Raw genomic sequence first — 26,168 nt, forward strand, 5'->3', positions numbered from 1 at the left:
AAAATCAGTCTTTCCACCGCGCCGAAAGGCGTGCCTGCGGCGTATAGGCAAAGTCGCGGTCAAAGGGAAAGACCGGCCGGATGCGTCGTTTGCTCACCAGAGCTTCGATGTCCTGGTTCACCACCCCCTCAGTCAGCGCCATCAGGTTTGGGTTGGCGATCGGCGCAAGTTCTGGAGAAAGGTAGCCCGACTTCACCACCAGCATGCGCACTGACTTTGGATCGAGCCCAAGGCGCGTGAAATCGGCGATGTTGTGATAGGGCCGCCGGCGGCCAGCAAGCACGACCGTAATCCCTCCCGTCCGCACCACCGCCTGACGCTCGTCAAAGGCGCCGGGATCATCGAGGAAGACAACCTCTGCTTCCACGTGGACAGGCGAGCTCGACGGGTCAAGCGTCGCACCGATATCGAGCCCGATCCTTGCGCCCTTGCCGGCGGCAAAGCACGCCTCGACAGCCGGCCGATCCGTAATGCCGGCAAGCAGCGCCCCGTCGAACCGCCGCTCCAGCAAAGCCTTGAGCACATCAGCGCGATCCCCGACACCGCCCCCTGTCGGATTGTCGGCTGAATCCGCTAGGATCACAGGCGCTGTAGAGGCTTCCTCCGCCAATTCAAGCATCTGTTCGAGCGGCCCGGTCATCGGCCCAAAAACAAAGTTTTCCCGCGCATTCCAATAGGATGCGGCGATCTCTTCAGCTGCTCGTGCCGCCGCCTGTCTGTCGGTCGCTGTGACAACCGCGCAGGCGCTCGCCCGCGGTTCGTCCGCCCAGACATAGCCGATCATCAGATTTGCATCGAGAATGCCGGCGCGCCGGTCGATGTCAGGCAGAGCCTTGTAAAGGCTTCTTGCAGGCTCGTCCTCGGTCGAGGTTCGCTCGCCCGGCCAGAGCACCGGCACCGGTGTCCAGGCCACACCGGGTCGTCTGCCGGATCTCAAGGCGTCCACAAGCATCGACCAGGCACGTATCATTGTGTCCCTGACGTCGATGTGCGGTGCGGTTTGATAGGCCGCGAAAATGTCGAGTTGGTCGACGATCTTCTGACTGACATTGCCATGCAAATCATAGCTTGCAGCGACCACGCAGTCCGGACCGACGACGGAGCGGGCCGCCGCGATCCAGTCGCCTTCGGCATCCTCCATGCCCTCGACATTCATGGCGCCATGCATTGCAAGGTAAAGCCCGTCGACCGGCAGGACAGCCTTCAATCGATCAAGGAACTCCGCCTTGAACGCCTCATATGCAACAGTGGAAACCGGGCCACCGGGCACGGCGCGTGCGTGAAGTAGCGGGAGATGTTCAACCCTTTCAGCATCGAGAAAACTGAAATAGTCGGAAGCAAGGAGATCGGCCGCACGCAGGACGCGAAAATCGTCGACCGCCATCAGCACCGGCGAATAGGTGCTGCATTCCGTATGAATTCCGCCAACCGCAATCCGCATCGCCGGCCTCACAGTTTTGGGCTAAGGGGAACGATCGCGGCGAAGCGATGCCAGTCCTTCATCGCCCGCGGCGTCCACGCGGCCTCGGCAATTGCCGGCAACCGTGGGAAGACCAGCCGGTTGAAATAGCCGCGCGACAGAAAGTGTTCCGACCAGATACAGGCCTGAACGCCCTTCATCCTGTCCTTCAGTTCTTCCGGAAATTCACCTTCTGCCTCATAGGCATAGGTGTGGGCCGGCGGCACTGTCCCGGCCCAGCTTGCACCGGGCTCCTGAAAGGCCTCCGCCTGCACCATGTCGAGATAGTAGGCCTGGCCAGGGGTCATGACGACCTCGTAGCCTTGCCTGGCGAGATCGATCCCGACCTGCGGGTTCTCCCAAGCCATCAGCAACGTGTCTGCGGCGGCGACACCGCCGCCATGAGCCACTTCGTTCCAACCGGCCAGTTTGCGACCACGCGCGCTCAGCATGTCCTTCACGCGCTTGAGGAAATAGGATTGTAGCGCAAACGTTCCTGAAATCCCCTCCTTCTCCATCAGCGCCTTGGCAAGCGGGGAGGCAAGCCACGAGCCGTTCGCCACCTCGTCACCACCGATGTGGAGATAGGAAGAGGGGAAAAGCTCGACCATCTCGTCGAGCACGTTCTCGAGGAATTCGTAGGTCCCGGGCACGGCTGGATTGAGCGCGTTGTTCGGATAGCCCTGCACGGAGTGATAGCTGTCCGGCGCCTCCTGTCCGTCGGACAGATCAGGCAGCGCCGTCAAGGTGGCCGTGCTGTGGCCCGGAATATCGATTTCGGGGATGATCTCGACGTTCAAGCTCGCGGCGTGAGCGACAATGTCGCGAACGTCCTCCTGGGAATAAAAGCCGCCAACCGGTTCGGCACTGTTGCCGAGTTGAGGCAGGAGCGGCTCATCCGGCCCTCGCAAGACGCCCGTCGTCGTCAGTTCCGGATAGGCCTTGATCTCAAGCCGCCATGCCTCATCGTCAGTCAGATGCCAATGGAAGATGTTGACCTTCAACCAGGCAAGGATGTCGATCAGGCGTTTGATATCAGCGACCGGATAGAACTGCCGCGAAACGTCGAGATGGCACCCCCGCCAACCGTATCGCGGCTTGTCGGAAATTGTCCCGGAGACGGGAAAGCGGAAGGTCTGTGGATGGCTGCGGGCGCCATGCAGGAGTTGCGAAAGCGAAGTCAGCCCGTATTGACGTCCGGCAGCGTCGGCAAAGGATAGCGTGATCGTCGCAGGCGAGAAGGCAAGCTTGTAGCCTTCCGGAGCTATCGTCGGATCAACCGAAAACTGCAGGGCCCGGCCCTGCGGCGAGGCCACGAGATTGTAAGGTGCGTGGTCGCTCTCAAAGAGGCGCCGGAAGAGCGAAAGGGCAGTTGAGACGGCGCGCACGTCGTCAGCCGAGGATCCTTCGGCGGGATAGAGAACGACAGGAAAGCCATCGCCGGGCCTGGCGTCGATTTCTGCCGGCCATGGCTGCAACGAGAATGGAAGCGTGAGCCTGCCTTCCGGGAGAAGCATCGGCGGCGGTTCATTGACGCGACCTTCAAGCAGCAGATCGGACACTCCAACCGTGACATGCTTGCCATCAGCCAGCGTCACATAGGCGGACTTGGCGCCATCGGTGCAGTGGCGCGCGGGCCTGTGCAGGCCACTGACGGTGAAAGTCCAGCTCTTGCCCGGTTCGAGGGCGAAGTCGGTTGGCGGTGCAAACTCGTGAAAATTGGCATTGCGGCGCACAAAGGTGGCATTTTCGCAGGCCTTGGCATCGATGACACGCGTCAGCGAGGTGTAGACCAGCGTGAAGCCGGAAAGCGCAACATCGGAAAGATTGAAAAGGGAAAAGGTAAAGCGGCCGTTCGGGCCACCATCCGGCTGCCACGAACTTTCCAGGCGGTAGGGCGCCACAGTCATATCTGTTCCTCTCTTGCTATGTCTTTCAGTAGTGCTCGGATTGCGAAAAGGTACGGGCAAGTTCCGCCTGACCGGCGGTCAGGCCGCAGTCCACCGGCAGGCAGACGCCGGTGATGGCGGCGGCCTGCGGGCCAGCCAGGAATGCAACGGCATTGGCGACATCCCGGGGATCGACAACCCGCTGTAGCGGGTACCAGCGGCGCGCTTCCTCAAAGACATTAGGATTGGCGGCAGCACGCGCCTCCCAGGCCTGCGTACGCACGGTGCCGGGCGCAACCGAATTCGAGCGGATCCCGAGCTTTCCATATTCCACCGCAATCAGTTTGGTCAGATGCAGCAGTCCGGCTTTCGCTGCGCTGTAGGCAGGATGGCCGAAGACGTTCATGCCGTTGACGGATGCAATGTTGACAACCGAGCCCTTCGTCGCTTCGAGCTGTCCCTCGACGGCGCGGAAGCAGAGGAACGCCGCCTCCAGATTGAGGGCATTGTCCATCCGCCAGATCTCGGCCGTGGTATCGTGCAGGCTGACGGCGCGCGCAGCACCGGCATTGTTGACCAGCGTCCTGACGGCACCGAGCGTCGCGGCACGCTTCGCCATCTCGGCAACACTTGCCTCATTCGTTACATCACAGCCACACGCGATGAAGCGTTCGGCCGCGCCCAGCGTGCGGGCGGCCCTCTCGGCGGCGGCAAAGTCGATGTCGACCATCAGGATGGTATCGTGATCCTCGGCAAGCCGCTCGGCAATCGCACGGCCTATGTCACCCGCAGCACCGGTCACGATTGCTACCGTCTTTGTCATTCTCTACCCCTCTTTGGCATGGAATGGTCAGTCCCCGAGCAGTTGCCGGTCATCGCCATCGCGGTGGGCAACGAGCTGCTGCTTGATGCGGCGCAGCGCCACTGCCGCCTTTGGCTGGATGGCATAGGCGACGAGGCTGGCGAGAATATCGACCGCCGCCAGATAGGCGATGCGCGTGGAGGTGGGCCGGAAGATATTGTTGCCCTCTTGCAAATCGATCGGCACGACGATTTCGGCTGCTTGCGCGACCGGGCTATTGCTCTGGGTGAGCGCGATCGTCGTCACCTTCGACTCGCGCGCAAGAGCGAAGGCACGCACGAGCTCGGTGTTGCGCCCGGTGAAGGACGAGCCGATCAGCACGTCGGTCTGCTTGGCGGCGGCGGCCATCATCAATTGCATGCCGTGATCGGAGCTTGCGGTGACATGCAGGCCGAAGCGAAACAGGCGGTTTTGCAATTCACTGGCAATCATTGATGAATTGCCACCAGAGCCGAAGGCATAAATCATGTCGGCGCGTGCAAGTCGCCCGGCGGCAAGCTCGATGGCAGCAAGATCAAGTGAACGATGAAGCAGGAAGAGAGCGTTCTGGGCCTTTGTTATGATGTCTTGCGCGACATCGCCCGGATTGGTGCTTTTCGGCTCAGGTTTCAGGTACCGCATCCCGACATAGGCTGTTCGGGCAAGCTGGACCTTGAAATCGGAGAAGCTTTCGCAGCCAAGCCGCCGGCAGAAGCGCGTGACCGTCGGCGGCGATACGTCAGCCTTTTCGGCAAGCTCGATGATCGAGGCGTTCACCGCGAACTCGAAGTCATTGAGAAGGATATCCGCGATACGGTTTTCCGAGGGCGAAAGCCGGGGCTTCTCTTCCTGCAATGTAGAGAAAATGTCCAACCGAGCTCTCCCGTCGTTTGCGCTATTGATCCTTCGGCTTATACGCTACGCAGTCGATTTCAACCTTGCAGTCGACCATCATCGATGACTGGACGCAGGCGCGCGCCGGCGGGTGGTCGCCGAAATATTGCTGATAGATGGCGTTGAAGGTCCAAAAGTCGCGAGGGTCGTCGAGCCAGACGCCGCACCGCACCACATGCTCGACGCCGTAGCCGGCTTCGTTGAGAATCGCGATCACGTTCTCGATCGTCTTGTGCGTCTGCGCGACGATGTTTCCATCAATGATCTCGCCATTGTCCATGGCAACCTGGCCGGAAACATAGAGCCATCCGTCTGCTTCGACGGCGCGGGCAAAGGGGAGGGGCTTGCCGCCGGCACCTTTTTGAACCGTGCCATAACGCTTGATGGACATTGGTCGATCCTTGCAAATTATTTTCGTATTAAGTTGACAAGTCACCATAGAAAGCGGAATTTGACCAGCGAAAAACAGCATTCATGAAAAGAATTTCAATGCGGGGGAGATAATGCGCGATCCTTTCAAAAATCCGTTTCCTGCTTCGGACGCTGCCCGCCACTCGATCTGGGAGATGCTGGTAGCGCGCGATATCGACGCATTCCTGGCTGCCGACTGGTCGATGGTCGAGCATGATTTCGTCGAGGAAGGCTTCCTCGGCATCGACGGACGCAAGCAAGTCAGCCCCGACAAGTGGCGCCTGGCGTTTCCGACTTTGTCGGCCTACCGTGACGAGTGGCTGCGTCAGGCACGAGACTTTGCAACACAATCCTTCTCTGAGGACACCCGTAGCGCCATCTTCACGACCACCACGCTTGAGGACATCGAGATCGAAGGTGAAATGGCGCTGGTGCGCAAGAAGTTCGATGGCGGCCTTACCAAGGCCGATGGTACGCGTGATGTGATGCAGTGGCAGACGCTCTATTATTGCCGCCTGCATGAAGGCCGCTGGAAGATATGCGGCTTCACCGGCTACCTGCCGAACCCGATGGGCTGATCAACACAAAGGCAAACCCTTGCGCATTTTTACGGCGGCGCTCGCAACCGAGACCAATACGTTTTCCCCGATCTGCGTCGATCGGCGGGCGTTCGAGGCGTCCCTTTATGCGCCTCCAGGGCAGCACCCGGAAACCCCGACCCTCTGCACGGCGCCAATCACCGTAGGGCGGCGTGTTTGCGCCGAGAAGGGATGGGAGCTGATCGAGGGTACGGCGGCGTGGGCGGACCCGGCCGGACTGGTGAACCGCTCGACCTATGAGGGGCTTCGCGATGAGGTGCTGACCCAGCTTGAGGCCGCGATGCCGGTCGACGCCGTTATCCTCGGCCTGCACGGCGCCATGGTCGCAGCCGGCTACGAGGATACTGAGGGCGACATACTGGCGCGTGTACGCGCGATTGTCGGGCCTGATGTCCTTGTCTGCGCCGAACTCGATCCGCACAGTCATCTTACAGCCAAAAGGCTGCRGGCCGCCGACTTCTTTGTCTACTTCAAGGAGTTCCCGCACACCGATTTCGTCGATCGTGCGGAGGATTTATGGCGCATTGCCAGCCAAGCGCTGGAGGGTCGATCAAAACCCGTCATGTCCGTCTTCGACTGCCGGATGATCGATGTCTTTCCCACCTCGCGCGATCCGATGCGCTCCTTTGTCGACAAGATCATGCGGCTTGAGAAGGAGGACGCTGATATCCTCTCGATCTCGGTCATTCACGGCTTCATGGCAGGCGACGTGCCGGAAATGGGTACGAAGCTGCTTGTCGTCACCGACGACAAACCGGAGAAGGGTGAAGCCCTGGCGCGTGAACTCGGCCTCGAGCTGTTTTCGAAGCGTGGTACCTTCATCATGCCGCAGATCGACGAGATTGAGGCCGTAACGCAGGCAGTGGCAGCAACGTCCTGGCCGGTCGTCGTCGCCGACGTCTGGGACAATCCGGGCGGCGGCACTGCCGGCGATGCCACCGTCCTGTTGCAGGAACTCCTTGCAAGGGGTGTGAGAGATGTTGCGATCGGCACGATCTGGGACCCGATGGCGGTGCAGATCTGCATGGCGGCGGGAGAGGGGGCCGAAATTCCCCTGCGCTTTGGTGCCAAGTCCGCACCCGGCACCGGCAACCCGGTCGATGGCGTCGTCAAGGTCGTGAAGCTCATCACGAATGCTGAGATGCGTTTCGGCGAGAGCTTTGCGCCATTCGGCGATGCAGCGCACATCGTACTCGACGGCATCGATATCATTCTGAATTCGACCCGCGCCCAGAGCTTCGACCCAAGCCTTTTCTCGGTCATGGGCATCGATCCGATGTCCAGGAAGATCCTGGTCATCAAATCGACCAATCATTTCTACGCATCCTTCTCCAAAATCGCTGCGGAGATCATTTACTGCTCTGCCGGAACGCCTTATCCCAACAATCCGGCCAAGACACCCTATCGTCGGGCGCCGAAGAACATCTGGCCGATGGTCGAAGATCCCCACGGCCGCTAGCGCGGAGAGCCGTCACATGCAGCAAAATTCGTTTGCCGTCGTCGCCAAGCCGGGCGACAGGGTCGCCGACCTTTCAACGCCGCGGCCGATCATCGATGAGGAGCGACTGGCGGCAAATATTGCCCGCACACAGGCCTACATGGACAGGCACGGCCTGAACTTCCGTCCGCACATCAAGACGCACAAGATCCCCGCGCTTGCCACCGAGCAGATCGCGGCAGGTGCCAAGGGCATCAATTGTCAGAAGATCAGCGAGGCGGAAGTGTTCGCCGCGGCCGGCTTCGAAGATATCCTGATCACCTTCAATATCCTTGGCGCGCAAAAGCTCGAGCGCCTTGTCGCGCTCAACGACAGGATCTCGGCTCTGAAGGTCGTTGCCGATAGCGCCGTGACGGTCGACGGCCTGTCCTCTACCTTTCAATCCCGCAAGCCGCTGACCGTTCTTGTCGAATGCGACACTGGTGGCGGGCGCTGCGGTGTCCAGACGCCCGAAGAAGCGAAGAACCTTGCCAAGCGCATTCACGACGCACCGGGGCTTTCCTTCGGCGGCCTCCTCAACTACCCGAAGCCCGCTTCCGCCGAGGCTGTGCAAGCGTTCCTCGGCAAAGCATTGCTGCTCTTGAACGCTGACGGCATTGCCTGTCCAATTGTCAGCAACGGCGGCACGCCAAGCCTGTTTGAGGCGCATCTCGTGAGCGCTGCGACCGAGCACCGCGCTGGCACCTATATCTACAACGATCGCTCCATGGTCCGTGCCGGCCACTGCAGCGAGGCCGACTGCGCCATGCATGTACTGGCAACCGTCGTGTCGCGCCCGACCGCAGATCGCGCCGTCATTGACGCCGGATCGAAGGCCCTGACGTCCGATCTGCTCGGCTTCTCCGACTTCGGAACAGTCGTCGGCTATCCCGAGGCGGTGATTGCTGGTCTCTCCGAGGAGCATGGCGTCATCGACCTTTCAAAATGCGGCGACAAGCGTCCTGAGATCGGCGAGAAGATCCGCATCATTCCGAACCATACCTGCGTTGTTTCCAATCTCTTCGACACGATGGTGTTTCATCGTGACGGCGTGGTGACGCGCGTCGAAAACGTGGCTGCGCGCGGTCTTGTCTGGTAGGGCCGTGGGTGCAGGGCCTTGGGTGCTTTCCCAACCAGCCTCGTTCGTGTGGAGGTTTGCGCGCTGGCAACCTCTTTGGTGCGCGCTGACAACTGAGCTCGCGACCTTCAATGGCGCCGAGCAACACCGTCTGCGAGGCCTGCATTACGTGAGGCGAGGCACGCTTTCCATTGGCTGCAATTGAGAAGCGCCCCGGCAACATGACCTGTGATGCCAGACGCCGCGCCTTCCTTTGGTGTAGGACACTTGACCTTACGCGATTGAAAAGCATCTTCTTTTGTGCGGGCGTTAGGCACGCGGGAGGTCACGTCGATGAGAGTTTCGGTTGCATTGGGAATGGCAGCAAGTCTGTTGGCAATATCGGCGGCCGAGCCGCCCTGGCAATGGCAGAACTTTCACGGCGTACGGATGGATTCCGATCCCGTGCGGCTTTCGCAGTTTGACAAGGTCTATCGCTATTGCTTGCCCGAAGCCAACTATCGCGGTTCACCCTATCCGACAAATGCCTGGCACGTTACAGCGCTGAGAAGCTGCATGTACCGATTCGGGATCGTGGACCGGGGGGCTTATTCCTATCCTGCCAACAGGCTCTTCTATCCCCTTTATTGAGGTGGAGCGCCCGCACGGGGCTGGTGGTCACGCAGCCGTGGGGTTGAGGAGGTTCATGTCGATACTCGTCAGCTCCACATGGCGCTCGAACGAGATGCCCACCTCATCGAACAGATGGCAGTCGGCAACATTGATCCCGGTGGAAAGTGGCTGATCCGGGTGAACCGCGGCGCGCCCATGCAGCGTCGCGCAGAAATTCTCGCTTTCGCCGTCGAGCGACGCATAGGCGACCGTCTGGGCGCCAAGGCGCTCGATGACAGACGGCGTAACGGTGAAGGCGATGTCGCCAGACCCGATCTGGATATGCTCCGGACGCACGCCCAAGGTCAGCTGTTTGCCAATAGCGCCGCCTCTTGGCGTGACAGGGATCACCGCCTTCTGTCCTTTGTAGTCGATTTCGATGCCGGCATCGCTGATACCTGTGCAGGTGACGGGCAAGAAGTTCATCTTGGGATTGCCGATGAAGGCGGCAACAAAGATGTTGGCAGGCTTGTGGTAGAGTTCCAGCGGGGCGCCGGTCTGGGCGATCTCGCCGGCATTCAAAACCACAATCCGGTCCGCCATGGTCATCGCCTCGATCTGGTCGTGCGTGACATAAATCATCGTCGCCTTCAGCTGGCGGTGCAGTTTGGCAAGCTCGATGCGCATGTCGGCGCGCAAGGCAGCGTCGAGGTTGGAGAGTGGTTCGTCAAACAGGAATATCTTCGGTTCGCGCACGATCGCGCGGCCGATTGCAACGCGCTGACGCTGGCCGCCCGAAAGCATGCCGGGCTTCTGCTGCAGGCGCTGGTCGAGGTGGAGAATGCGCGCTGCATGCTCGACCTTGGCCTTGAGCTTTTCCTCCTTCATCTTTTCCACCCGCAGCGGGAATGCGATATTCTCGAACACAGACATGTGCGGATAGAGGGCATAGGATTGGAACACCATGGCGATGCCGCGCTTGACCGGCGGCAGGTCGTTGACCCTCAGCCCGTCGATGACGATGTCGCCGCCGGAGGTTGCGTCCAGGCCGGCAATCATGCGCAGCAAGGTGGATTTGCCGCAGCCTGATGGCCCGACGAAAACTACGAACTCGCCGTTCCTCACCTCAAGCTGAACACCCTTGAGAACCTCGAAGTCGCCGTAGAACTTCTGAACCTTGTTGAGAAGAAGCTGTCCCAAAACCTGTCTCCGGTCACCGCCGCTGCGGCACTGTATGCGATAGTCAAAGGGATCGCGGTTGTTGCGCCCGCGATCCCGACAAAGGCTTACTTGAACGCTTCGATCTCGCCAGCAGCCTTCTTGAGAGCATCGGCCGGCTCGGCCTTGCCCGTCACGACAGACTGTACCATTTCGATCATCGAATTCTGGAAGCCCTTGTAGTCGGTGAAGAGCGGCTCGGGACCGCCGAAAGTGATACCGTCGATGAACGGCTTCCACGACGGATCAGCCTTGACGAACTCATCGACCTTCGGTGACGGACGCAGCGGCGTCAGGCCGGCACCACCCTGAAGTTCGTATTCGCCTTGCGGGCCCGGCGAGGTGATGAACTTGGCGAATTCGATCGCCTTGTCTTCCACACCCGTACCCTTGAAGACCGCCAGGCTGTCGGTGATGAGCAGCGTGCCTTCACCCTTGGCCGACGGGCCGAGCGGCAGCGGTGCGACGCCCCAGTTGATCTTGGTGTCCTTCAGGCGGGCAGCAGCACCCGAACCTGCCTGGATCATGCCGACCTTGCCATCGAGGAAGATGGCGCGGATTTCGTTCTGCTCGTAGGCGGTTGCGCCTTCGACGGAGTAGGGCGTGATGTCCTTGTAGGCCTGCAGGGCGGCCAGGACTTCCGGGCTGTCCATGACGATCTTATCACCGTCGATCACCTTGCCGTTGTTGGTGTAAACCCAATGCATGAACTGATGCATGGTGTTGTCGAAGGTCTTGGCCGGGAGGCCGTAGCCTGCAATGCCGGTCTTTTCCTTGATCTGCTTGGCGGCGGCAATTTCCTCAGCCCAAGTCTTCGGCGGGTTCTCCGGGTCGAGGCCGGCCTGCTTGAAGATGTCCTTGTTCCAGTAGAGTGCCTTGGTCGAGAAGGCGACCGGCACGCCCCACTGGTTGTTGTCGAAGGTGACGGTGTCGACGATGTTCGGGTAGTAGCTCTTCTTCTCGTCGTCGGTCATCGGCACCGGAACGATCAGATCGTTCTGGGCGAATTCCTTCAGCGTACGCGAACCGACATAGGCCATGCCGACCGGAGTGCCGGCAGCAGCCAGCGTCGTGGCCTTGTCCTGGCACTGTTCCCAGCCGACAACCTCAGGCGTGACCTTCCAGCCTGGGTTCTTGCCTTCCCATTCCTTGATGTATTTCTCGTGGATCGGATCGATCTTGTCGCCGCAATAGATCCAGCTGATCTCCTTGTCAGCGGCGTGCGCGGTCATTGCGCCGAGCGCGGTAGAGCCGAGCAGGGCAAGGGCCATCAGCCCGGTCTTGAATTGAATTGTCACGTTGTTAGCTCCCGTTTTTTCTCTGGTGGTTGACTTACTGTTTCACCGCGCCCGCGGTCAGACCGCTGACGAGATACCGTTGAAGGAAGAAAATCACGATCATGGCCGGCGCAATGCCGACGAAACTTGCAGCCATCAGTTCATTCCACACGACTTCCTGGCGGCCGAAATAGGCGAAGAGTCCGACCGGCAAGGGCGCAAACTCGGTCTTGGAATTGAAGGTGAGCGCGAAGATGAACTGCTGGGCATAGGAGCCGATGAAGGTGGTGATCGCAACTACCATGATGCCCGGCATGGCGATCGGCAGGATGACCCGGCGCAGGGTATAGAAATGGCTGGCGCCGTCGACGAATGCGGCTTCGTCCAGCTCCCGCGGAATGCGCATCATGTAGGTTCTGAGCAGCCAGATCGCCGAAGGGATCAGGAAGGCAACGCCGGGAACCATGATGGCGAAATAGGTATTCAGCAGGCCGAGCGTTCGCATCAGCCGGAAGAGCGGGATGAGCAGCACCGCGCCCGAAAACATGTTGACGGCCAGGAACGCGCCGAGCAGCAGCCCGGCGCCTTTGAATTCAAACCGCGCGAACGCATAGGAGGCAGGGATGACGAGCACCAGGACAACGGCGGTGACGATGGTCGAGATAAAGAAGGAATTGAAGATGTAGCGCGCAAAGCCCGGCACGCTTACCCACATGGTCCGATAGGCCTCGAACGAACCGTTCTCGGGGATGAACCGGTAAGGCGATGAAAAGAGCTGGCTGAGCGGCTTCAGCGATACCAGGAAGCCCTCGACGAAGGGCGCAAGCACGAAGGTAAGGAACACCAGGATGCCGGCATAGATGCCGATGATCTCATACCATTTGTACCGATGGATCAGCAGATGCGGCTGTTTCATCGCTTGTCTCCGGAAGTAAGGCGGCTGGTCACGCGGAAGTAGCAGACGCAGAAAATCGACAGGAAGATGCAGATCAGCACGGCGCGCGCGGCGCCTTCCCCGTATTTGTTCGAGCCGATCGCGGTTTTATAGGTGTCGATGATCATCGTCGTCGTTTCGCCGCTCGGGCCGCCACGCGTCAGGATCCAGATGATGTCGAATGAGTTGAACGTAGCGATCAGCGACAGCATCGACATGGTGATCATCGACGGGACGATCAGTGGCAGGGTAATGCGCCGGAAGCGATAGAAACGGCCGGCCCCGTCGGTCCAGGCGGCCTCATAGAGATCCTGCGGAATTGCCTGCATGGCCGCGAGCATATAAAGCGTGACCAGCGGAACGCCGATCCAGACATCGGTGATGATCGTCGCCCAGAACGCCGTGGACCCCTGCGCGAGAAATGCGACCGGCGCGTCCACCAGCCCGAAGCGCTGCAGCATGCCGGAAATCATCCCGAACTGGCCGTTGTACATCCAGCCCCACATGAAGATGCCGATCGCCATTGGGACAATCCATGGCGGCATGGTCAGGACGCGGAAGAGCGCCCTGCCGGGAACCGCAGAATTCAGCATCGTTGCGCCGAACACACCGATGATCATCTTGATGGAGACGGAAAAGAACGTCCAGATGAAGGTGCGAATGATGACTTCGGCGAAGGTAGCATTGAAGATCTTGCTATAGTTCACCCAGCCGACCCAGTTCGTCGTCTTCTTCAGCGACGCATCGGTGAAGGAGAGGATGAATGTGTCGACCAGCGGATAGGCGACGATCACTGCGACATAGAGGACTGCCGGAAGGAGAAGTATCCAGGCAAAGATGACTGCGTTGCGTTGGACGCTCATCTTGCCGCCCTCCTCAAGCCGCTCTTGCGTGCAGGGCTTCGTCGAACCTGTCCCAAATCGGGCGCAGATCGATCACCGCCTTTTTCATCCTTGCCTCGTCCATCGATAGGGCAAGGATGCCGGCCTCAAGGGCATTGAGTGTCGAAACAGGAAGTTCGGTACCGGTACGCACGCTGTCGAGCAAATCCGCTGCCATCTGTTCGTCGGCACCGTAGTGCTGCGAGAGCTCGGTCGCCACGTACTTGTTCTCAATCACCTTCTTGCCCGTCAACTGCTCATGGACGTCGAGATAGCCGCGGACGAAATCGCCCTCCGCCATGCCGCGCGATCCCATGATGGCAAAACGGCGGAACTGGTCGGGAACGTTGAGGTTGGTATGGAAATTCATGCCGACGCCATTGGCATATTCGACGATCGCCACCTGATAGTCGATGATGTCGCCGTCGCTGTCGAAAACCTTGTCGGATCCCATCCAGCCGCTCGGCTTGCGGTGAAAGAGCTCCAGGTCGTTGATGCCTTCGCGCGCGGGATCGTTGGCGGGAATGAAGCTTTTGCGGCCGCCGAAGCTTGCAACGCGCTCCGGACGAGCGCCGACGACGCCGTTGTAGAGATCAAGGTCGTGGCAGCACTTTTCCAGCATGAAGCTGCCCGAATAACGCTCGTAGCGACGCCAATCGCGCATGAAGAAAGCGCCGTGGTAGGGCTCGATATGCTCCGAGGCCTCGATCGAGACGATCTGTCCAAGCTTGCCTGCAGCCTGAATGGCGCGAAGGTCCTTGTAGAGGGGCGAATAGCGAAGGACGAGACCAACCATCAGTCGCTCATGACCGAACTTCGCCATCAGACGGGCGAGCTCAATGCTTTCGGCGACCGTCGTGACGATCGGCTTTTCGCAGAAGACCTTCAGGCCACTTTCAAGACCCAGCCTGATATGATCGAGATGCATGTGGTTCGGCGAACCGATCATCAGGAGATCGAGCTTTTCCCTGGCGATCAGCTCCTCAGGGGAAGCATAGGCCGTGCCGGCAGAGATGCCTTTTTCGACAAGACCCGGAAGACCTGCCGGATCGGGGTCGACGTAACCCACGATCTCGAAGCTTTCATCGACGGACTTGAAGACGTAGCCAAGGTAGCCGAGCCTGAAACCTAGCCCGATAATTCCCACTTTCATGCTCTTCTCGTTCCCATTCACGTAATTTATTTTCGTCAAGTTGGGACAAAATTTCGAACTCGTCAACACGAATCCCGCGAAAAGTTGCACGCATGAAATTAATTTTCATAACCGCCCGTTTTCCAGCTTCACTCGCCTTCAAACGGGCATGCACGCCCATTTCGGCTGCGTGCAAACGCCGAACGATCGCCTCAGATGCTGCTGGAAGGACGGCAACGCCTAGAGAGGGCCTTGTCGCACGGCTCGAATCTAGCGGTTTCGCCGCTTGCCCTCAAGCAGGTCAAGCACGGAATTTGCGGCATCGAGAACGTTCGTGCCCGGGCCGAAGACCGCCGCAACCCCGTGGTCCATCAGGTACTGGTAATCCTGCCGCGGAACGACCCCTCCCACCACGACGATGACATCGCCGGCGCCCTGTGCCTTGAGTTCGTCAACCAGTTGCGGTGCCAGTGTCTTGTGGCCAGCCGCCAGGGACGACATGCCAACCACGTGTACCTTGCTGGCGACCGCGAGGTCGGCGGCTTCCTTTGGCGTCTGAAAGAGGGGGCCTGCCAGCACATCAAAGCCAATATCGCCAAACGCCGAGGCGATCACTTTGGCGCCGCGGTCATGACCGTCCTGGCCAAGCTTGGCAACCATGATTCTCGGCCTCTGACCGAGGACCTTGCCGACTTCGACCATGCGGTCCTTCAGTACTGCCAGCTCCGGCTCGTTGCGGTAGGCTTGACCATAGACGTCCCTGATGACCTCGGGCTCTGCTGCGTGGTCGCCGAAGGCCTGACGCATGGCATCCGAGATCTCGCCAACAGTTGCCCGCGCGCGCGCCGCTTCGATGGCTGCCGTAAGCAGGTTCCCCTTGCCGCTGCTTGCGACCTCCTCAAGCACCTTGAGGGCCGCTTGTACTGTAACGCCATCGCGGCGGCGTTTCGTGTCTTCGATCCGCGCAATCTGGGCGGCGCGCACGGCTGCATTGTCGATCGCCAGGATCTCGAGCTCTTCTTCCGTGTCGAGACGATATTTGTTGACGCCGACGATGACCTCTTCACCCTTGTCGACCGCCGCCTGGCGTCGCGTCGCCGCTTCCTCGATGAGCCGCTTGGGCAATCCCTCGTTCACCGCCTTGGTCATGCCGCCGAGTGCCTCGACCTCTTCGATCAGGGCCCAGGCCTTGTCGGCAAGCGCCTTTGTCAGGCTCTCGACATAGTAGGAGCCCGCAAGCGGATCAACGACATTGGTTACGCCCGTCTCATGCTGAAGAATGAGCTGCGTGTTGCGGGCGATGCGGGCAGAAAACTCCGTCGGCAAGGCGATTGCCTCGTCGAAGGAATTGGTGTGGAGCGACTGAGTGCCACCCAGAACCGCAGACATTGCCTCGAAGGCGGTGCGGATGATGTTGTTGTAGGGATCCTGCTCCTGCAGCGAGACGCCCGATGTCTGGCAATGCGTGCGCAGCATGAGGGAGGACGGTTTCCTGGGCTCGAACTCCTCCATGATGCGCGTCCAGAGCAGGCGCGCAGCACGAAGCTTCGCTGCCTCCATGAAGAAATTCATGCCGATGGCGAAGAAGAAGGAGAGGCGGCCGGCAAAATCATCGACGTTCAATCCCTTGGCGAGCGCGGCACGAACATATTCGCGCCCGTCGGCGAGTGTGAAGGCGAGTTCCTGGACAAGCGTCGCGCCGGCCTCCTGCATGTGATAGCCGGAGATCGAAATGGAGTTGAACTTCGGCATCTCCCTTGCCGTGTATTCGATGATATCCGCAACGATGCGCATGGAGGGCTCCGGCGGATATATGTAGGTGTTGCGGACCATGAACTCCTTGAGGATGTCATTCTGTATCGTCCCCGAAAGCTCGGCCCGGGACACACCCTGTTCCTCGCCGGCAACGATGAAACTCGCAAGTATCGGAATTACGGCGCCGTTCATCGTCATCGAGACCGAGATTTTCTCCAGCGGGATGCCATCGAACAGGATCTTCATGTCTTCGACGCTGTCGATCGCAACTCCTGCCTTGCCGACATCGCCGACGACGCGCGGATGATCGCTGTCGTAACCTCGGTGGGTTGCAAGATCGAAGGCCACGGAAACGCCCTGCTGGCCGGCAGCGAGCGCCTTGCGGTAGAAGGCGTTGGAGGCCTCTGCGGTGGAGAAACCGGCATATTGCCGAATCGTCCAGGGGCGGCCCACATACATCGTGGCACGCGGCCCGCGAGTAAAGGGTGCAAAACCCGGCAGCGACCCGAGGTGCTCGGCACCCTCTATATCGCCCTCGGTATAGAGCGGCTTGACGTCTATCCCTTCGGGCGTGTGCCAGACGAGTGCGTCGGGGGAAGCCTTCAGCTCTTTCTCGGCAAGAGCCTGCCAGTCGCCAAGCGTTTTCTTCGTCATGCTATCCTCCGGCATTCTTCTTTTGCCGCAGGCTAGCACTTTAACGACGCGAGGCGCGATAGAGCTTTAGGATATTTTATGAAGAAGCTATTCCAGAAAACTTGCTGGTCTGAAGGGGGCCTTAGGCAGCCCCAAAAAGTTATCAGGCAGCCGCTGCGATGCTGCACGAGACTGAACTGGTTCCCGACGCTGTGATTCTTTCAACATTCCACTACTATAGCCATCCTTTATTCGATGGGAGGAAACATGAGCCGCGCCGTAGTCATCGTCGATCCATTGCCACGTACCCTTGACCTAATCATGGAGCCCGACGTCCGCGCGAGGTTGGAGCGGCTAGGGGAGGTCGTCGTTTCAGAGGACAAACCGATGCCCTCGGCACTCGTAGACGAGCTCCTGCCAGATGCCGTGCTCATCTTCGGGCAAACGGACATGCCAAGGGAGCGCCTGGATCGAGCGACTAAATTGAAGGCGATTATCAACGTCGAATCCAACTTCTTGCCCAATATCGATTACAAGACCTGCGTGGAGCGAGGGATCTGGGTCATCACGCCAGCTGCAGCCTTCGCGCCCCCGGTAGCCGAGGCGGCGTTGGCCATGGGGCTCGATCTTGCGCGCGGTATCACTCAGGCGGACCGAGACTTCCGGGCAGGCGTCGAACAATATGGGTTGGCTGGTAACCACGCGACCTTCAGGTTCGCGGGAGCGCCGGTCGGCATCATCGGGTTCGGCGATCTTGGGCGACAGTTCAGAGACCTGATCCGGCCGTTCAAGAACACAGTGCGGGTTTTCGATCCGTGGCTCCCTCGGGAGATCATCACCAATGCAGACTGCATTCCGACGCCTTTGGAAGAAGTGCTGACAGAAAGCCAGCTGGTTTTTGTCTTTGCCAGCGTGACGAGTGAAAACCAATCATTTCTGGGCAGGCGAGAGTTCGCAATGATGAGGAAAGGCGCTGCTTTCATTCTTATGAGCCGCGCCGCGGTGGTAGACTTTCCTGCGATGTTGGCAGCTGCCGAATCCGGTCACATCCGTGTCGCGACCGATGTCTTTCCCGAAGAGCCGGTGCCTGCAAATGATCCCGTGCGTTCCGTACCGGGGATCCTTCTTTCGGCGCATCGCACCGGTGGAACGCGCGATGCTTTCTATGCCCTGGGCTCCATGGCCGTCGCCGATGCCGAACTGATAATGAGAGGATTGCCTCCGCAACTTTGCCGACGGGCAGATCTGGCGACGGTCAGTCGGCTCCGGTCGAAGCCTGTGACGGTGTCCTAGTCATCTTGGACCTGACGCTACATTGCTCGGCCTCTTCATGGGTGATTGAGCAATGGCAAACGCGACTGGTCGACACAATCGGCCGCTGGTTCCCGGTATGGCCAAGAATAGCCAAATCCAAGCACGCAGCCACTGTTGCCGAGGAGGTCTGGCGTCCATGAACGGCGCATGCATTCTTATGTTCGGCATGGCACAACGACGTTGTTTGCAGCTTGCGAAGTCGCCGCCGGTATTGTCTCGGCACATGCCATAAGCGGCATCTTGCCACCGAGTTCCTGGACTTCCTGACAGCGATCGATGCGACTGTGGCGCCCGATTTGGACGTGCTAGACAACCTTCGCGGACACAGGCACAGCACGGCCATCTGCCGGCCAGGCCACGTAACCGGCCGCCAGCCTTCGACATTACCGCGACAGGAAGAGCGGGATCCGGCTTTCTTTCAGCATCGAACGGGTCACACCTCCAAACAGGCGCTGCTGTATCCGTGGGTGGTTGTAGGCGCCCATGACGACCATGTCGGCTGTCACGTCCGTCGCGTGTTGTCGCAAGGCCTCGTCCACGCGCCGCCCGCCGGTGGCCACCTGGTCAACCACCACCTTCACGCCGTGGCGGGTGAGGAAGGTGGCGATGTCAGATCCGGGCTCTTCGCCTTTCTCCAAACTTCTCGCGGCGGGGGCCACGATCGTCACATGCACGGAATCACAGCCCTGCAAGAATTCCATGGACTGGTGGGCGGCCCGTGCGGCCTCGTCGCTCGAGTCCCAAGCGAGCAGGATCGACTTCGGAAACGAGCATACAGCCTGCTTGCGGGGGTTGATCAGGATCGGTGTCGGGGACCGGAACAACGTGCCATCGATGATACGCCTCTGAAGGGCCTCATTGCCGGCGGCTTGCGCGCCAACAAGGACGAGATCGGCATAAAGCGCATGCTCAGCAATGTCTTCCTCAGCCCATCCGAACTCAGTGTAGATCTCCTTAACATCAAACGACAGATTGGCTTTTTCTAGAACCTCTATGACCGCATTCGTTTCCTCGGCGAGGTGGCCGATTTCCCTTTCCTGGCCATCGAGCCAGCTCGTCGATATCGCTTCATAGGTGCCGACCGATGGAATGCCCCCCATGCAGATCACAAGGGCGCTCATATGAGCGCCCTGCGTTTCGCAAAACTCTATTGCCGACTTGACGTCCTCGTCCCAGCAATCGACGTCAAAGACACACATAGCGGTTTTGATGCTCATCACAGTGCCTCCTTCCTGACGGCTGTGATCGTATCACGTTCCAGGAAAGTTTCCTTGCTCTTCGTCGACGTCGGTGGGGTCCCAAGTCGGATTGAGAACTCCGGCGAGAACCGCTGGGCGTGAGCCTGTTTTAAGAGGCGATTAGCGCTCATCATGTCGAGCCGCATGCTTCCGGCGAAGCGGACAGAAAAGCTCTCTTGTCGCCCAGTCGAGCGTTCGCGGCGACATCATCGCGACGACCCAATGGTCGTCGTCCGCCCGTTCGAGCAGGTTCTCGCCTTCGCTTCTTCTGGCGGGAGGCAGGGCTTTGCGGCGGCCGTACCCGACGCGGCAGTGACCGACATTGCTGCACGTTCTGGCAAGGACGAGAAAGCCTTGCTCCAGACATTGGTCTCGTTGCCTCGTTAAGGCCGGAAACCATAGTTTCTTACGCCCGACCCCATCGCCGGCCGGCGATTTCGGGCGTGCCTTCCCCGCTCTTCCTTTCGAAACCAATCTCGAAGGCAAGACCCAGCCTGGACTCGGACTGGTGAAGCGAGGCCCGGTGCAATTCAGCAATCCGCCTGACGATCTTCAACCCGATGCCGAGGCTGCCATTGCTGTCGGACGCACTGATTTCTCGACACATACCACCTGGATACCGATCCTCGACACGGACCATATTGCTGCCTACCGTCACAAGAACATCAGTGCCCGCCGGCGTATGGCGTACTGCATTCTCGACGAGATTACGCACGGCGTCTCGCAGTAGCGCGGGCGCCCCTTGGACAATGGCGGTTTCTACTTGAGGACAGAACGCCAGAGAGTGGTTGTTCTCATAGACCCATGGTGCCAGTTGCTCGACGACGGAGGACGACAGTATAACGAGGTCAACGGCCTCAAAGGTCCCGTGGTCGAAGCCATCAAGTCGGGCGAGGGTCGTCAGTTCAGCGACGAAGCGTACGAGGTCGTCCAGATCGATTTCCGCCCTGCGGGCACGCGGATGGTCGATGTTTCCCAGCTCAAGCTTGATCGCCGCAAGTGGGGTACGAATTTCGTGCGCGATGCCCGATGTGAGAACTTTCTGTGACGTCATCAGTTCGCCGACGCGCTCGAAGGCGCGATTGATAGCGATGGCGAGATGGGCGACCTCACGCGGCATCTCGTCGAAACTCAGGTGCGAATTTGCGTCCATCGGATCAATCTTGTCGGCGGCGTTGGCTGCTGCACGCACCGGCTTCAGGGCCTGTCGTACGGAGAGCAGGGTGGCACCGAGAACGAGGACCAGCAAGATACTCATCGGCACCAGCATATGTTCGACCACCTCCTTCCAGAAGACGGAGGAGACGACGTCTTGCGGATCGTCGATCGTTGCGACGTCGACGACGAACCGTTGATTTCCAACCACGAATGCGCGACCGCCGACCAGTGACAACGGCTTGCCTGGCTTTAGAGACCTCAGCCAAAAATCCGGCGGGTTTACATCCGCTGGAAGAAACCGGCTTTCGCAGGCCTCGTCGCAGGACTCGAACACAAGTGCGCCGGTAGCATCGCGTATCCTCGCGACATAGCCCGATGATCGCTCTTGGTAGCGATGTCTGACATTATCGGGAAGCTGGTATCGGACGCTTTTCCCATCCACGGTTATGCCGGAGGCTAGACGCTCGGTTTCCTGCTCGACAAACAGGCGCGACAGCTCGCCAACGTTCCAATAATAGTCGGAGAATATTACGGAGAGTTGCAGGACCATTGCGAGTACTGCAAAGAACGCAATCCGTCTGGTCAGGATTGCACCGAGGGTAGGACGTGAACGGCTCACGCGCGCTCCTCTCGTATCATGTAGCCGACTCCTCTTACAGTTTCGATCGACGAGCCCGTCCGATGTCTTTCGAGCTTCTTGCGTAGCCTCGAGATCGTCAGTTCGACAGCATTGCTGCTTCTTTCATCGCCGTATTCTGAAAATGCTTGCTCTATCTTGATTTTGGAGACCACCTTGCCGCCATTGCGCATCAGAAGTTCGAGTAGATCCTTCTCCGATGGGGTTAGTGCGATCTCTGCGTCGGCGCAGCTTACTCGTCGCGAAGCGATATCGAATTGGATGTTAGCGAATTCCAATGTCGGCATCGTGGTGACAGGAGCCCGCCGCATGAGAGCGCGAATGCGCGCGATCAGCTCTCCGTTATGAAAGGGCTTCGCGAGGTAGTCATCCGCGCCTGCATCCAGGCCAGCGATACGCTCGTCGATCGCGCCGCGCGCCGTCAGCACGAGAACGGGCGTCTGAACCTTTGCACCTCGCAGTGATATCAGAAGATCGATCCCGTCCTCGTCTGGCAGGCCGAGATCAAGAAGGAGAAGATCGTAGTCCGCGCCCTCAGCAGCGAGCCGTCCCTCCTGCGCGGTCGCGAAGGCGTCGATTTTCCAACCGACGCGTCTGATGGCCTCGCAAAGCAGTTCGCGAAGACGTGCGCTGTCCTCGATGAGCAGAATTCTCATGCCTTCTTCCGACCAGTAACCATGGACCAGACGAGATTTTCCCGGTGCCTCCAGCTCTCGAAAACGGCGGCGCCGGCGTGGATGAACGCCAGGACCATGATGCTGTTGGCGATTGCGCCGTGCAATTCCTCAAGCCACTTTTCTCCCCAGAAGGCATCGAGCGTCGTCATCCAGCCCGTCAGCGCCGTAGCCGCCAGCAATGCCATCAGGCAGAGCATCATCACCGAAGCTAGAGGGTTGTGGCCGATGTAGCGCTTTTCATTCCGATCGCGGATGTCCACGATGTGGGCCATCACCTTCGAAGGCGTTGGCACGAAATCACTGAAGCGAGAATGTTCGGTACCGACGAAGCCCCAGACAGTACGGACGACAATCGCGGCGGCAACGACATATCCTGTGACACGGTGCCAGTACTTGCCCTCCTCAAGTATGAAGAGGTTGAGCATGCATGCCACGACGACCGTCCAATGAAATGCCCGGACGACGGGATCCCACACCTGGATCGTGCACGTGGCAGTGGTGGAGGGCCTTGAGCCCTCCGTCATCGATGAGACCCGCGTCATCTCAGTCTCCGTTCTGGACAATGGCACCAGAAACCGGGTTGAAATAGACCTCGGCCCGACTGCCGTTCTTGTCCCGGCCGTAGATTTCGTAGCAGTTGCCCGTGATTTCGAACGTCTTGACCTTGTAGCCCATGGCGTCGATCTTTGTCTTCATGGCTTCTTCAGACATCCATTTGGACTTCGGTTCACCGGTGCAGCTCGGGCTTGCGAGCGCCAAGGCCGGCGTTGCGGATGTGATAGCGATGGCGGCGATAAGTTTCAGTTTCATGGAAGATGTCCTCTGTTGGTAACCCGTTGCGGGAGACGGGGATACCGATACGACTGGGAAGCTGTCGGTTTCCTGTCTGACGAACTATCATCCAACGAGCGTCGTTGCTCGCTTTGAGCCAGTGCCCCGTCGCGCTTTGGCCTGGCAGCGGTCTACGGCAGAAGGCGCACATCCGGCCGGAAGGCTCGTTAGTGTCGCGAAAATTCGGGTTCTCAGGGCATTCCAGCTTCAAACACATCTCCGTCCGAACGAATGCCCACGCGTCGCTTCACGCCGGGCTTAGCATTCCTGAGCTCAATTGATGCCGCGCCTTGAGCTTCTGCATGATCCTCGCTGGCACGGTCAGGACGAAAGCACCGGCAGCCGTAGATCACCCCACTTCACTTCGCATTGGAGACCGAACCGGCAGAGGCCATCGACTTCAACGACCTCGACCACGACGCGCGGCAAATCCTAGGAGGCCATCAACGGGTCGTCCCTCACCGTCTGCGCCAGGAAATCAAGGACCGCGCGGACCCGCAACGGCAGGTTCTTGCGCGATGGGTAGACGACGTTGATCGGCAGGCGTGCCGGAGGAAAATCGGGCATCACGTTTATCAGCCTGCCGGCCTCGATGTCGGGGCAGGCGAGGATGTGCGAGAGCACTGCAAGACCGCCCCCGGCCAGTACCGCGCGATGCACCGCGACCGCATTGTTGGCAATCAGGCGTGGCGCGATGCGCACCGAGGTCTCGTCGGAACCATTGGAAAATGTCCACGACCGCAAATCTCCGGCGCGGCTGTAGCAGATGCAGTCATGGCCGCCGACGTCGTCGGGCGTTTCGGGCATGCTTCGTCGTTCGACATAGTTCGGTGCCGCAACGAGAAAGGCGGTCGTCCATCCAATCCGCCGGCACATCAGATTGCAGTCAGAGACGGGACCGAGGCGCACTTCAAGGTCGATGCCATCGCCGATCAGGTCGGACGGCTCCTCGCGAAAAATCAACTCGACGGAAAGCCCGGCATGGCGATCGAGCAGACCGGCAAGACGCTCGCTGACGTAAAGACCAAGCGGCGCGGGCAGGGTGAGCCGCACCCGACCGGATACCGTGGTGGCCTCGGCACAGGTCGCTTCGTTGAGCGCGTCCACCGCTTCGACCACCTTCAGCGCCATCGCAATCATCTGCTCGCCCTCGACCGTCAGGGCAAGTGCGCTCGTGCTACGATGCAGCAGGCGCGTGTTGAGATGTCCTTCCAGAGCGGAGACCTGCCGGGAGACCGCCGGCTGTGTCAGGTCAAGGTCGATCGCCGCTGCAGAAAAGGAGCCCGTCTCCGCAACCCTTAGAAAGGCTCTCAGTGCAGATACGATGTCCATTCGTCCCCCATACATTTCGACATAAGCCTTATGCAGCAGTCTAGGTCGGAAGCGCTTTACTGTCCAGCAATTACGGATATCTTATGTCCATAAGGATACATGATATCCTTAATTAAGGAGACCGACATGTCGCAGCGCCTCAACTACGCACAGCATTCCCCCGAACTCTTCAAGAAGATCTCGGATCTCAGCATGAGCTTGAAGGACAGCACCATCGAGCAGAAAATCCGCGATCTCGTGAACATCCGGGCTTCCCAGATGAACGGTTGCGCCTTCTGCCTCGACATGCATGTCAAGGAAGCCAAGATCCACGGCGAAAGCGAACTGCGCCTCTATCATGTCGCGATCTGGCGTGAATCGAACCTCTTCGTTCCGCGCGAGCGGGCAGCTCTTGCCTGGACCGAGGCCGTCACGAAACTTCCGGAAGGCGGAATTCCCGACGAACTCTACGAGCGGGTCCGTGGTCAGCTCTCGGAAAAGGAAGTCTCCGACCTGACCTTCTCGATCATGGTCATCAATGCCTGGAACCGCGCGAGCATCGCCTTCAAGGCAGTGCCCGGCTCCGCCGACAAGGCCTATGGCCTCGACAAGGCCGGCCTCAACTAGGCTGGCCTCAACTAGGCCTGCAACCTCATAGCCATCAACACCGCGGCCGGCGGCCGCTCGAAAGGGAGAAGTCCCATGAAGATTGTCATCATCGGCGGGACCGGCCTTATCGGCTCCAAGACAGTGGACCGCCTGCGCAAGCGGGGACATGAGGTGATTGCCGCCTCTCCGAACACCGGTGTCAACACGATCACCGGCGAAGGACTGGCCGCCGCACTTGCCGGTGCAGAGGTCGTCGTCGATCTCGCCAATTCGCCGTCCTTCGAAGACCGGGCCGTGCTGGAATTCTTCGAAACCTCGGGACGCAATCTGTTTGCGGCTGAGAAGACCGCCGGCGTCAAGCACCATATCGCGCTGTCAGTCGTCGGGACCGAGCGGCTGCAGGCAAGCGGCTACTTCCGCGGCAAGCTCGCCCAGGAAAGGCTGATCAAGGCCTCCGGCGTTCCCTACACGATCGTTCATTCGACGCAGTTCATGGAATTCCTGAGCGGTATCGCGCAGTCGGGCACGGTTGGCGACAAGGTTCATCTGTCACCGGCCTATGTGCAGCCGATCGCCTCCGACGATGTTGCCGACGCGATGACCGATGTGACCCTTGCTGCCCCCGTCAACACAACGATCGAAATCGCCGGGCCGGAACGCTTCAGGCTCACCGAACTCGTCGCTCGCTACCTCAAGGCGATGGGCGATCCACGCAAGGTCGTGCCGGATCCGCAGGCGCCTTACTTCGGCGCCCTGCTGGAGGATGGTTCACTGGTCTCGGACAACAACCCCCGCCTGGGACAGATCACCTTCGAGCAATGGTTCAAAACATCCGCGCGAAAATAACCACCCACGAAAGGAATCTCGCAATGATGAAGTCGCTTTTTGTCGCGGCTGCGCTCGCAGCCGCATCATTCAACACAGCCTTTGCCGCCGAGGCAGGCGGCAAGGCTGCCAAGGTCACCCTCGTCTATGAGCATGAACTGCCGAACGCCCCGGGCAAGAGCATCAAGGGTGTTCTGGTCGAGTATGGTCCGGGCGGCTTTTCCGAGGGGCACACGCATCCGAATTCCGCCTTCATCTATGCAACGGTGCTGGAAGGCTCGATCCGCAGCCAGGTCAATGATGGGCCGGTGAAAACCTACAAGGCCGGCGAGAGCTTCTCGGAGATGCCGGGCGACCGTCATGGCGTCAGCGCAAACGGCAGCAAGGCAAAGCCGGCCAAGCTCCTTGCCGTTTTCGTGGTTGACACCGACCAGAAAGAGCTGACCTATCCCTTGAAGAAGTAAGCGAGGACGGGGCCGGGTGTCGATCGCGCACTCGG

The 26,168-nt window shown here is 59.7% G+C and carries 26 protein-coding genes and 1 pseudogene; 10 read left to right on the forward strand and 17 right to left on the reverse strand.

Annotation, left to right across the window (positions count from 1 at the left end):
• Nucleotides 1-4: 4 nt before the first annotated feature.
• The 5 genes from AC1DE4_RS21700 to AC1DE4_RS21720 are packed head-to-tail and all read right to left on the reverse strand — an operon-like array spanning nt 5 to nt 5,474.
• Nucleotides 5-1,441 (reverse strand): M81 family metallopeptidase, encoded by a 1,437-nt coding sequence (locus tag AC1DE4_RS21700; protein ID WP_477882950.1) that lies wholly within the window; start codon nt 1,439-1,441, stop codon nt 5-7.
• Nucleotides 1,442-1,449: 8 nt separating this feature from the next.
• On the reverse strand, nt 1,450-3,369 hold the full coding sequence (locus tag AC1DE4_RS21705; RefSeq protein WP_477882952.1) for a beta-N-acetylhexosaminidase: 1,920 nt from the start codon (nt 3,367-3,369) through the stop codon (nt 1,450-1,452).
• A 25-nt stretch (nt 3,370-3,394) separates the two neighbouring features.
• Nucleotides 3,395-4,171, reverse strand: a complete 777-nt coding sequence (locus tag AC1DE4_RS21710; protein WP_477882954.1) for an SDR family oxidoreductase — start codon at nt 4,169-4,171, stop codon at nt 3,395-3,397.
• A 27-nt stretch (nt 4,172-4,198) separates the two neighbouring features.
• Nucleotides 4,199-5,062: a MurR/RpiR family transcriptional regulator gene (locus tag AC1DE4_RS21715; RefSeq protein ID WP_169683425.1), complete on the reverse strand. Its 864-nt coding sequence runs from the start codon at nt 5,060-5,062 to the stop codon at nt 4,199-4,201.
• Between the two features lie 22 nt (nt 5,063-5,084).
• Nucleotides 5,085-5,474, reverse strand: a complete 390-nt coding sequence (locus AC1DE4_RS21720) for a RidA family protein (protein ID WP_169683428.1) — start codon at nt 5,472-5,474, stop codon at nt 5,085-5,087.
• Nucleotides 5,475-5,586: 112 nt separating this feature from the next.
• Between AC1DE4_RS21720 and AC1DE4_RS21725 the strand changes: the two genes are divergently transcribed.
• From AC1DE4_RS21725 to AC1DE4_RS21740, 4 genes are all read left to right on the forward strand, one after another.
• A complete protein-coding gene (locus AC1DE4_RS21725; RefSeq protein WP_062376155.1) occupies nt 5,587-6,072 on the forward strand; it encodes a hypothetical protein in 486 nt (161 codons plus the stop codon).
• A gap of 19 nt (nt 6,073-6,091) precedes the next feature.
• Nucleotides 6,092-7,552 (forward strand): M81 family metallopeptidase, encoded by a 1,461-nt coding sequence (locus AC1DE4_RS21730; RefSeq protein WP_477882957.1) that lies wholly within the window; start codon nt 6,092-6,094, stop codon nt 7,550-7,552.
• Between the two features lie 16 nt (nt 7,553-7,568).
• A complete protein-coding gene (locus tag AC1DE4_RS21735; RefSeq protein WP_477882959.1) occupies nt 7,569-8,669 on the forward strand; it encodes a D-TA family PLP-dependent enzyme in 1,101 nt (366 codons plus the stop codon).
• Nucleotides 8,670-8,981: 312 nt separating this feature from the next.
• Nucleotides 8,982-9,278 (forward strand): hypothetical protein, encoded by a 297-nt coding sequence (locus AC1DE4_RS21740; protein ID WP_477882961.1) that lies wholly within the window; start codon nt 8,982-8,984, stop codon nt 9,276-9,278.
• 27 nt (nt 9,279-9,305) lie between these two features.
• Here the strand turns inward: AC1DE4_RS21740 and AC1DE4_RS21745 are convergent, their stop codons facing one another.
• The 6 genes from AC1DE4_RS21745 to scpA all read right to left on the reverse strand — a co-directional run bounded on the left by AC1DE4_RS21745 (nt 9,306) and on the right by scpA (nt 17,090).
• Nucleotides 9,306-10,439: an ABC transporter ATP-binding protein gene (locus AC1DE4_RS21745; RefSeq protein WP_477882963.1), complete on the reverse strand. Its 1,134-nt coding sequence runs from the start codon at nt 10,437-10,439 to the stop codon at nt 9,306-9,308.
• An 86-nt stretch (nt 10,440-10,525) separates the two neighbouring features.
• The gene (locus tag AC1DE4_RS21750; RefSeq protein WP_210258366.1) at nt 10,526-11,728 is read right to left on the reverse strand and encodes an ABC transporter substrate-binding protein; all 1,203 of its coding nucleotides are present in this window, start codon (nt 11,726-11,728) and stop codon (nt 10,526-10,528) included.
• Nucleotides 11,729-11,789: 61 nt separating this feature from the next.
• Nucleotides 11,790-12,650 carry a carbohydrate ABC transporter permease gene (locus AC1DE4_RS21755; RefSeq protein WP_025661281.1) on the reverse strand — a complete coding sequence of 287 codons (861 nt, stop codon included), beginning with the start codon at nt 12,648-12,650 and terminating at the stop codon, nt 11,790-11,792.
• Nucleotides 12,647-13,531 (reverse strand): carbohydrate ABC transporter permease, encoded by an 885-nt coding sequence (locus tag AC1DE4_RS21760; RefSeq protein ID WP_018858423.1) that lies wholly within the window; start codon nt 13,529-13,531, stop codon nt 12,647-12,649. Before AC1DE4_RS21760 ends, AC1DE4_RS21755 begins: the two co-directional genes overlap by 4 nt.
• A 13-nt stretch (nt 13,532-13,544) precedes the next feature.
• On the reverse strand, nt 13,545-14,702 hold the full coding sequence (locus AC1DE4_RS21765) for a Gfo/Idh/MocA family protein (RefSeq protein ID WP_477882965.1): 1,158 nt from the start codon (nt 14,700-14,702) through the stop codon (nt 13,545-13,547).
• A gap of 249 nt (nt 14,703-14,951) precedes the next feature.
• Nucleotides 14,952-17,090, reverse strand: coding sequence for a methylmalonyl-CoA mutase (gene scpA, locus AC1DE4_RS21770; protein ID WP_477882967.1), 2,139 nt, complete (start codon nt 17,088-17,090; stop codon nt 14,952-14,954).
• 246 nt (nt 17,091-17,336) lie between these two features.
• Here scpA and AC1DE4_RS21775 point away from each other — a divergent pair, with 246 nt between their 5' ends.
• Complete coding sequence (locus AC1DE4_RS21775) at nt 17,337-18,362, forward strand: hydroxyacid dehydrogenase (RefSeq protein WP_169683445.1); 1,026 nt, start codon at nt 17,337-17,339, stop codon at nt 18,360-18,362.
• A gap of 126 nt (nt 18,363-18,488) precedes the next feature.
• A pseudogene (locus tag AC1DE4_RS21780) lies at nt 18,489-18,712 on the forward strand (IS630 family transposase); the annotation flags it as partial.
• Nucleotides 18,713-18,766: 54 nt separating this feature from the next.
• Here AC1DE4_RS21780 and AC1DE4_RS21785 read toward each other — a convergent pair.
• On the reverse strand, nt 18,767-19,600 hold the full coding sequence (locus tag AC1DE4_RS21785) for a universal stress protein (RefSeq protein ID WP_192241298.1): 834 nt from the start codon (nt 19,598-19,600) through the stop codon (nt 18,767-18,769).
• Nucleotides 19,601-19,753: 153 nt separating this feature from the next.
• Here AC1DE4_RS21785 and AC1DE4_RS21790 point away from each other — a divergent pair, with 153 nt between their 5' ends.
• Entirely contained in the window at nt 19,754-20,008 is a 255-nt protein-coding gene (locus AC1DE4_RS21790; RefSeq protein ID WP_169683449.1) for a hypothetical protein, read from the forward strand.
• Nucleotides 20,009-20,027: 19 nt separating this feature from the next.
• Here the strand turns inward: AC1DE4_RS21790 and AC1DE4_RS21795 are convergent, their stop codons facing one another.
• From AC1DE4_RS21795 to AC1DE4_RS21815, 5 genes are all read right to left on the reverse strand, one after another.
• Entirely contained in the window at nt 20,028-21,398 is a 1,371-nt protein-coding gene (locus AC1DE4_RS21795; protein ID WP_477882971.1) for an ATP-binding protein, read from the reverse strand.
• Nucleotides 21,395-22,072 carry a response regulator gene (locus AC1DE4_RS21800; RefSeq protein WP_477882973.1) on the reverse strand — a complete coding sequence of 226 codons (678 nt, stop codon included), beginning with the start codon at nt 22,070-22,072 and terminating at the stop codon, nt 21,395-21,397. Before AC1DE4_RS21800 ends, AC1DE4_RS21795 begins: the two co-directional genes overlap by 4 nt.
• Entirely contained in the window at nt 22,069-22,635 is a 567-nt protein-coding gene (locus tag AC1DE4_RS21805) for a cytochrome b/b6 domain-containing protein (RefSeq protein ID WP_477882975.1), read from the reverse strand. Before AC1DE4_RS21805 ends, AC1DE4_RS21800 begins: the two co-directional genes overlap by 4 nt.
• Before the next feature lies 1 nt (nt 22,636).
• Nucleotides 22,637-22,903, reverse strand: a complete 267-nt coding sequence (locus AC1DE4_RS21810) for a PepSY domain-containing protein (protein ID WP_192241294.1) — start codon at nt 22,901-22,903, stop codon at nt 22,637-22,639.
• 453 nt (nt 22,904-23,356) lie between these two features.
• Nucleotides 23,357-24,256, reverse strand: coding sequence for a LysR family transcriptional regulator (locus AC1DE4_RS21815; protein ID WP_192241293.1), 900 nt, complete (start codon nt 24,254-24,256; stop codon nt 23,357-23,359).
• Nucleotides 24,257-24,382: 126 nt separating this feature from the next.
• Between AC1DE4_RS21815 and AC1DE4_RS21820 the strand changes: the two genes are divergently transcribed.
• The 3 genes from AC1DE4_RS21820 to AC1DE4_RS21830 all read left to right on the forward strand — a co-directional run bounded on the left by AC1DE4_RS21820 (nt 24,383) and on the right by AC1DE4_RS21830 (nt 26,133).
• A complete protein-coding gene (locus AC1DE4_RS21820) occupies nt 24,383-24,862 on the forward strand; it encodes a carboxymuconolactone decarboxylase family protein (protein WP_192303062.1) in 480 nt (159 codons plus the stop codon).
• 75 nt (nt 24,863-24,937) lie between these two features.
• Nucleotides 24,938-25,690, forward strand: a complete 753-nt coding sequence (locus AC1DE4_RS21825) for an SDR family oxidoreductase (RefSeq protein ID WP_477882978.1) — start codon at nt 24,938-24,940, stop codon at nt 25,688-25,690.
• 23 nt (nt 25,691-25,713) lie between these two features.
• Entirely contained in the window at nt 25,714-26,133 is a 420-nt protein-coding gene (locus AC1DE4_RS21830; RefSeq protein WP_169683461.1) for a cupin domain-containing protein, read from the forward strand.
• Nucleotides 26,134-26,168 lie beyond the last annotated feature (35 nt).

The organism is Rhizobium sp. 10N414 (genome assembly GCF_056394785.1).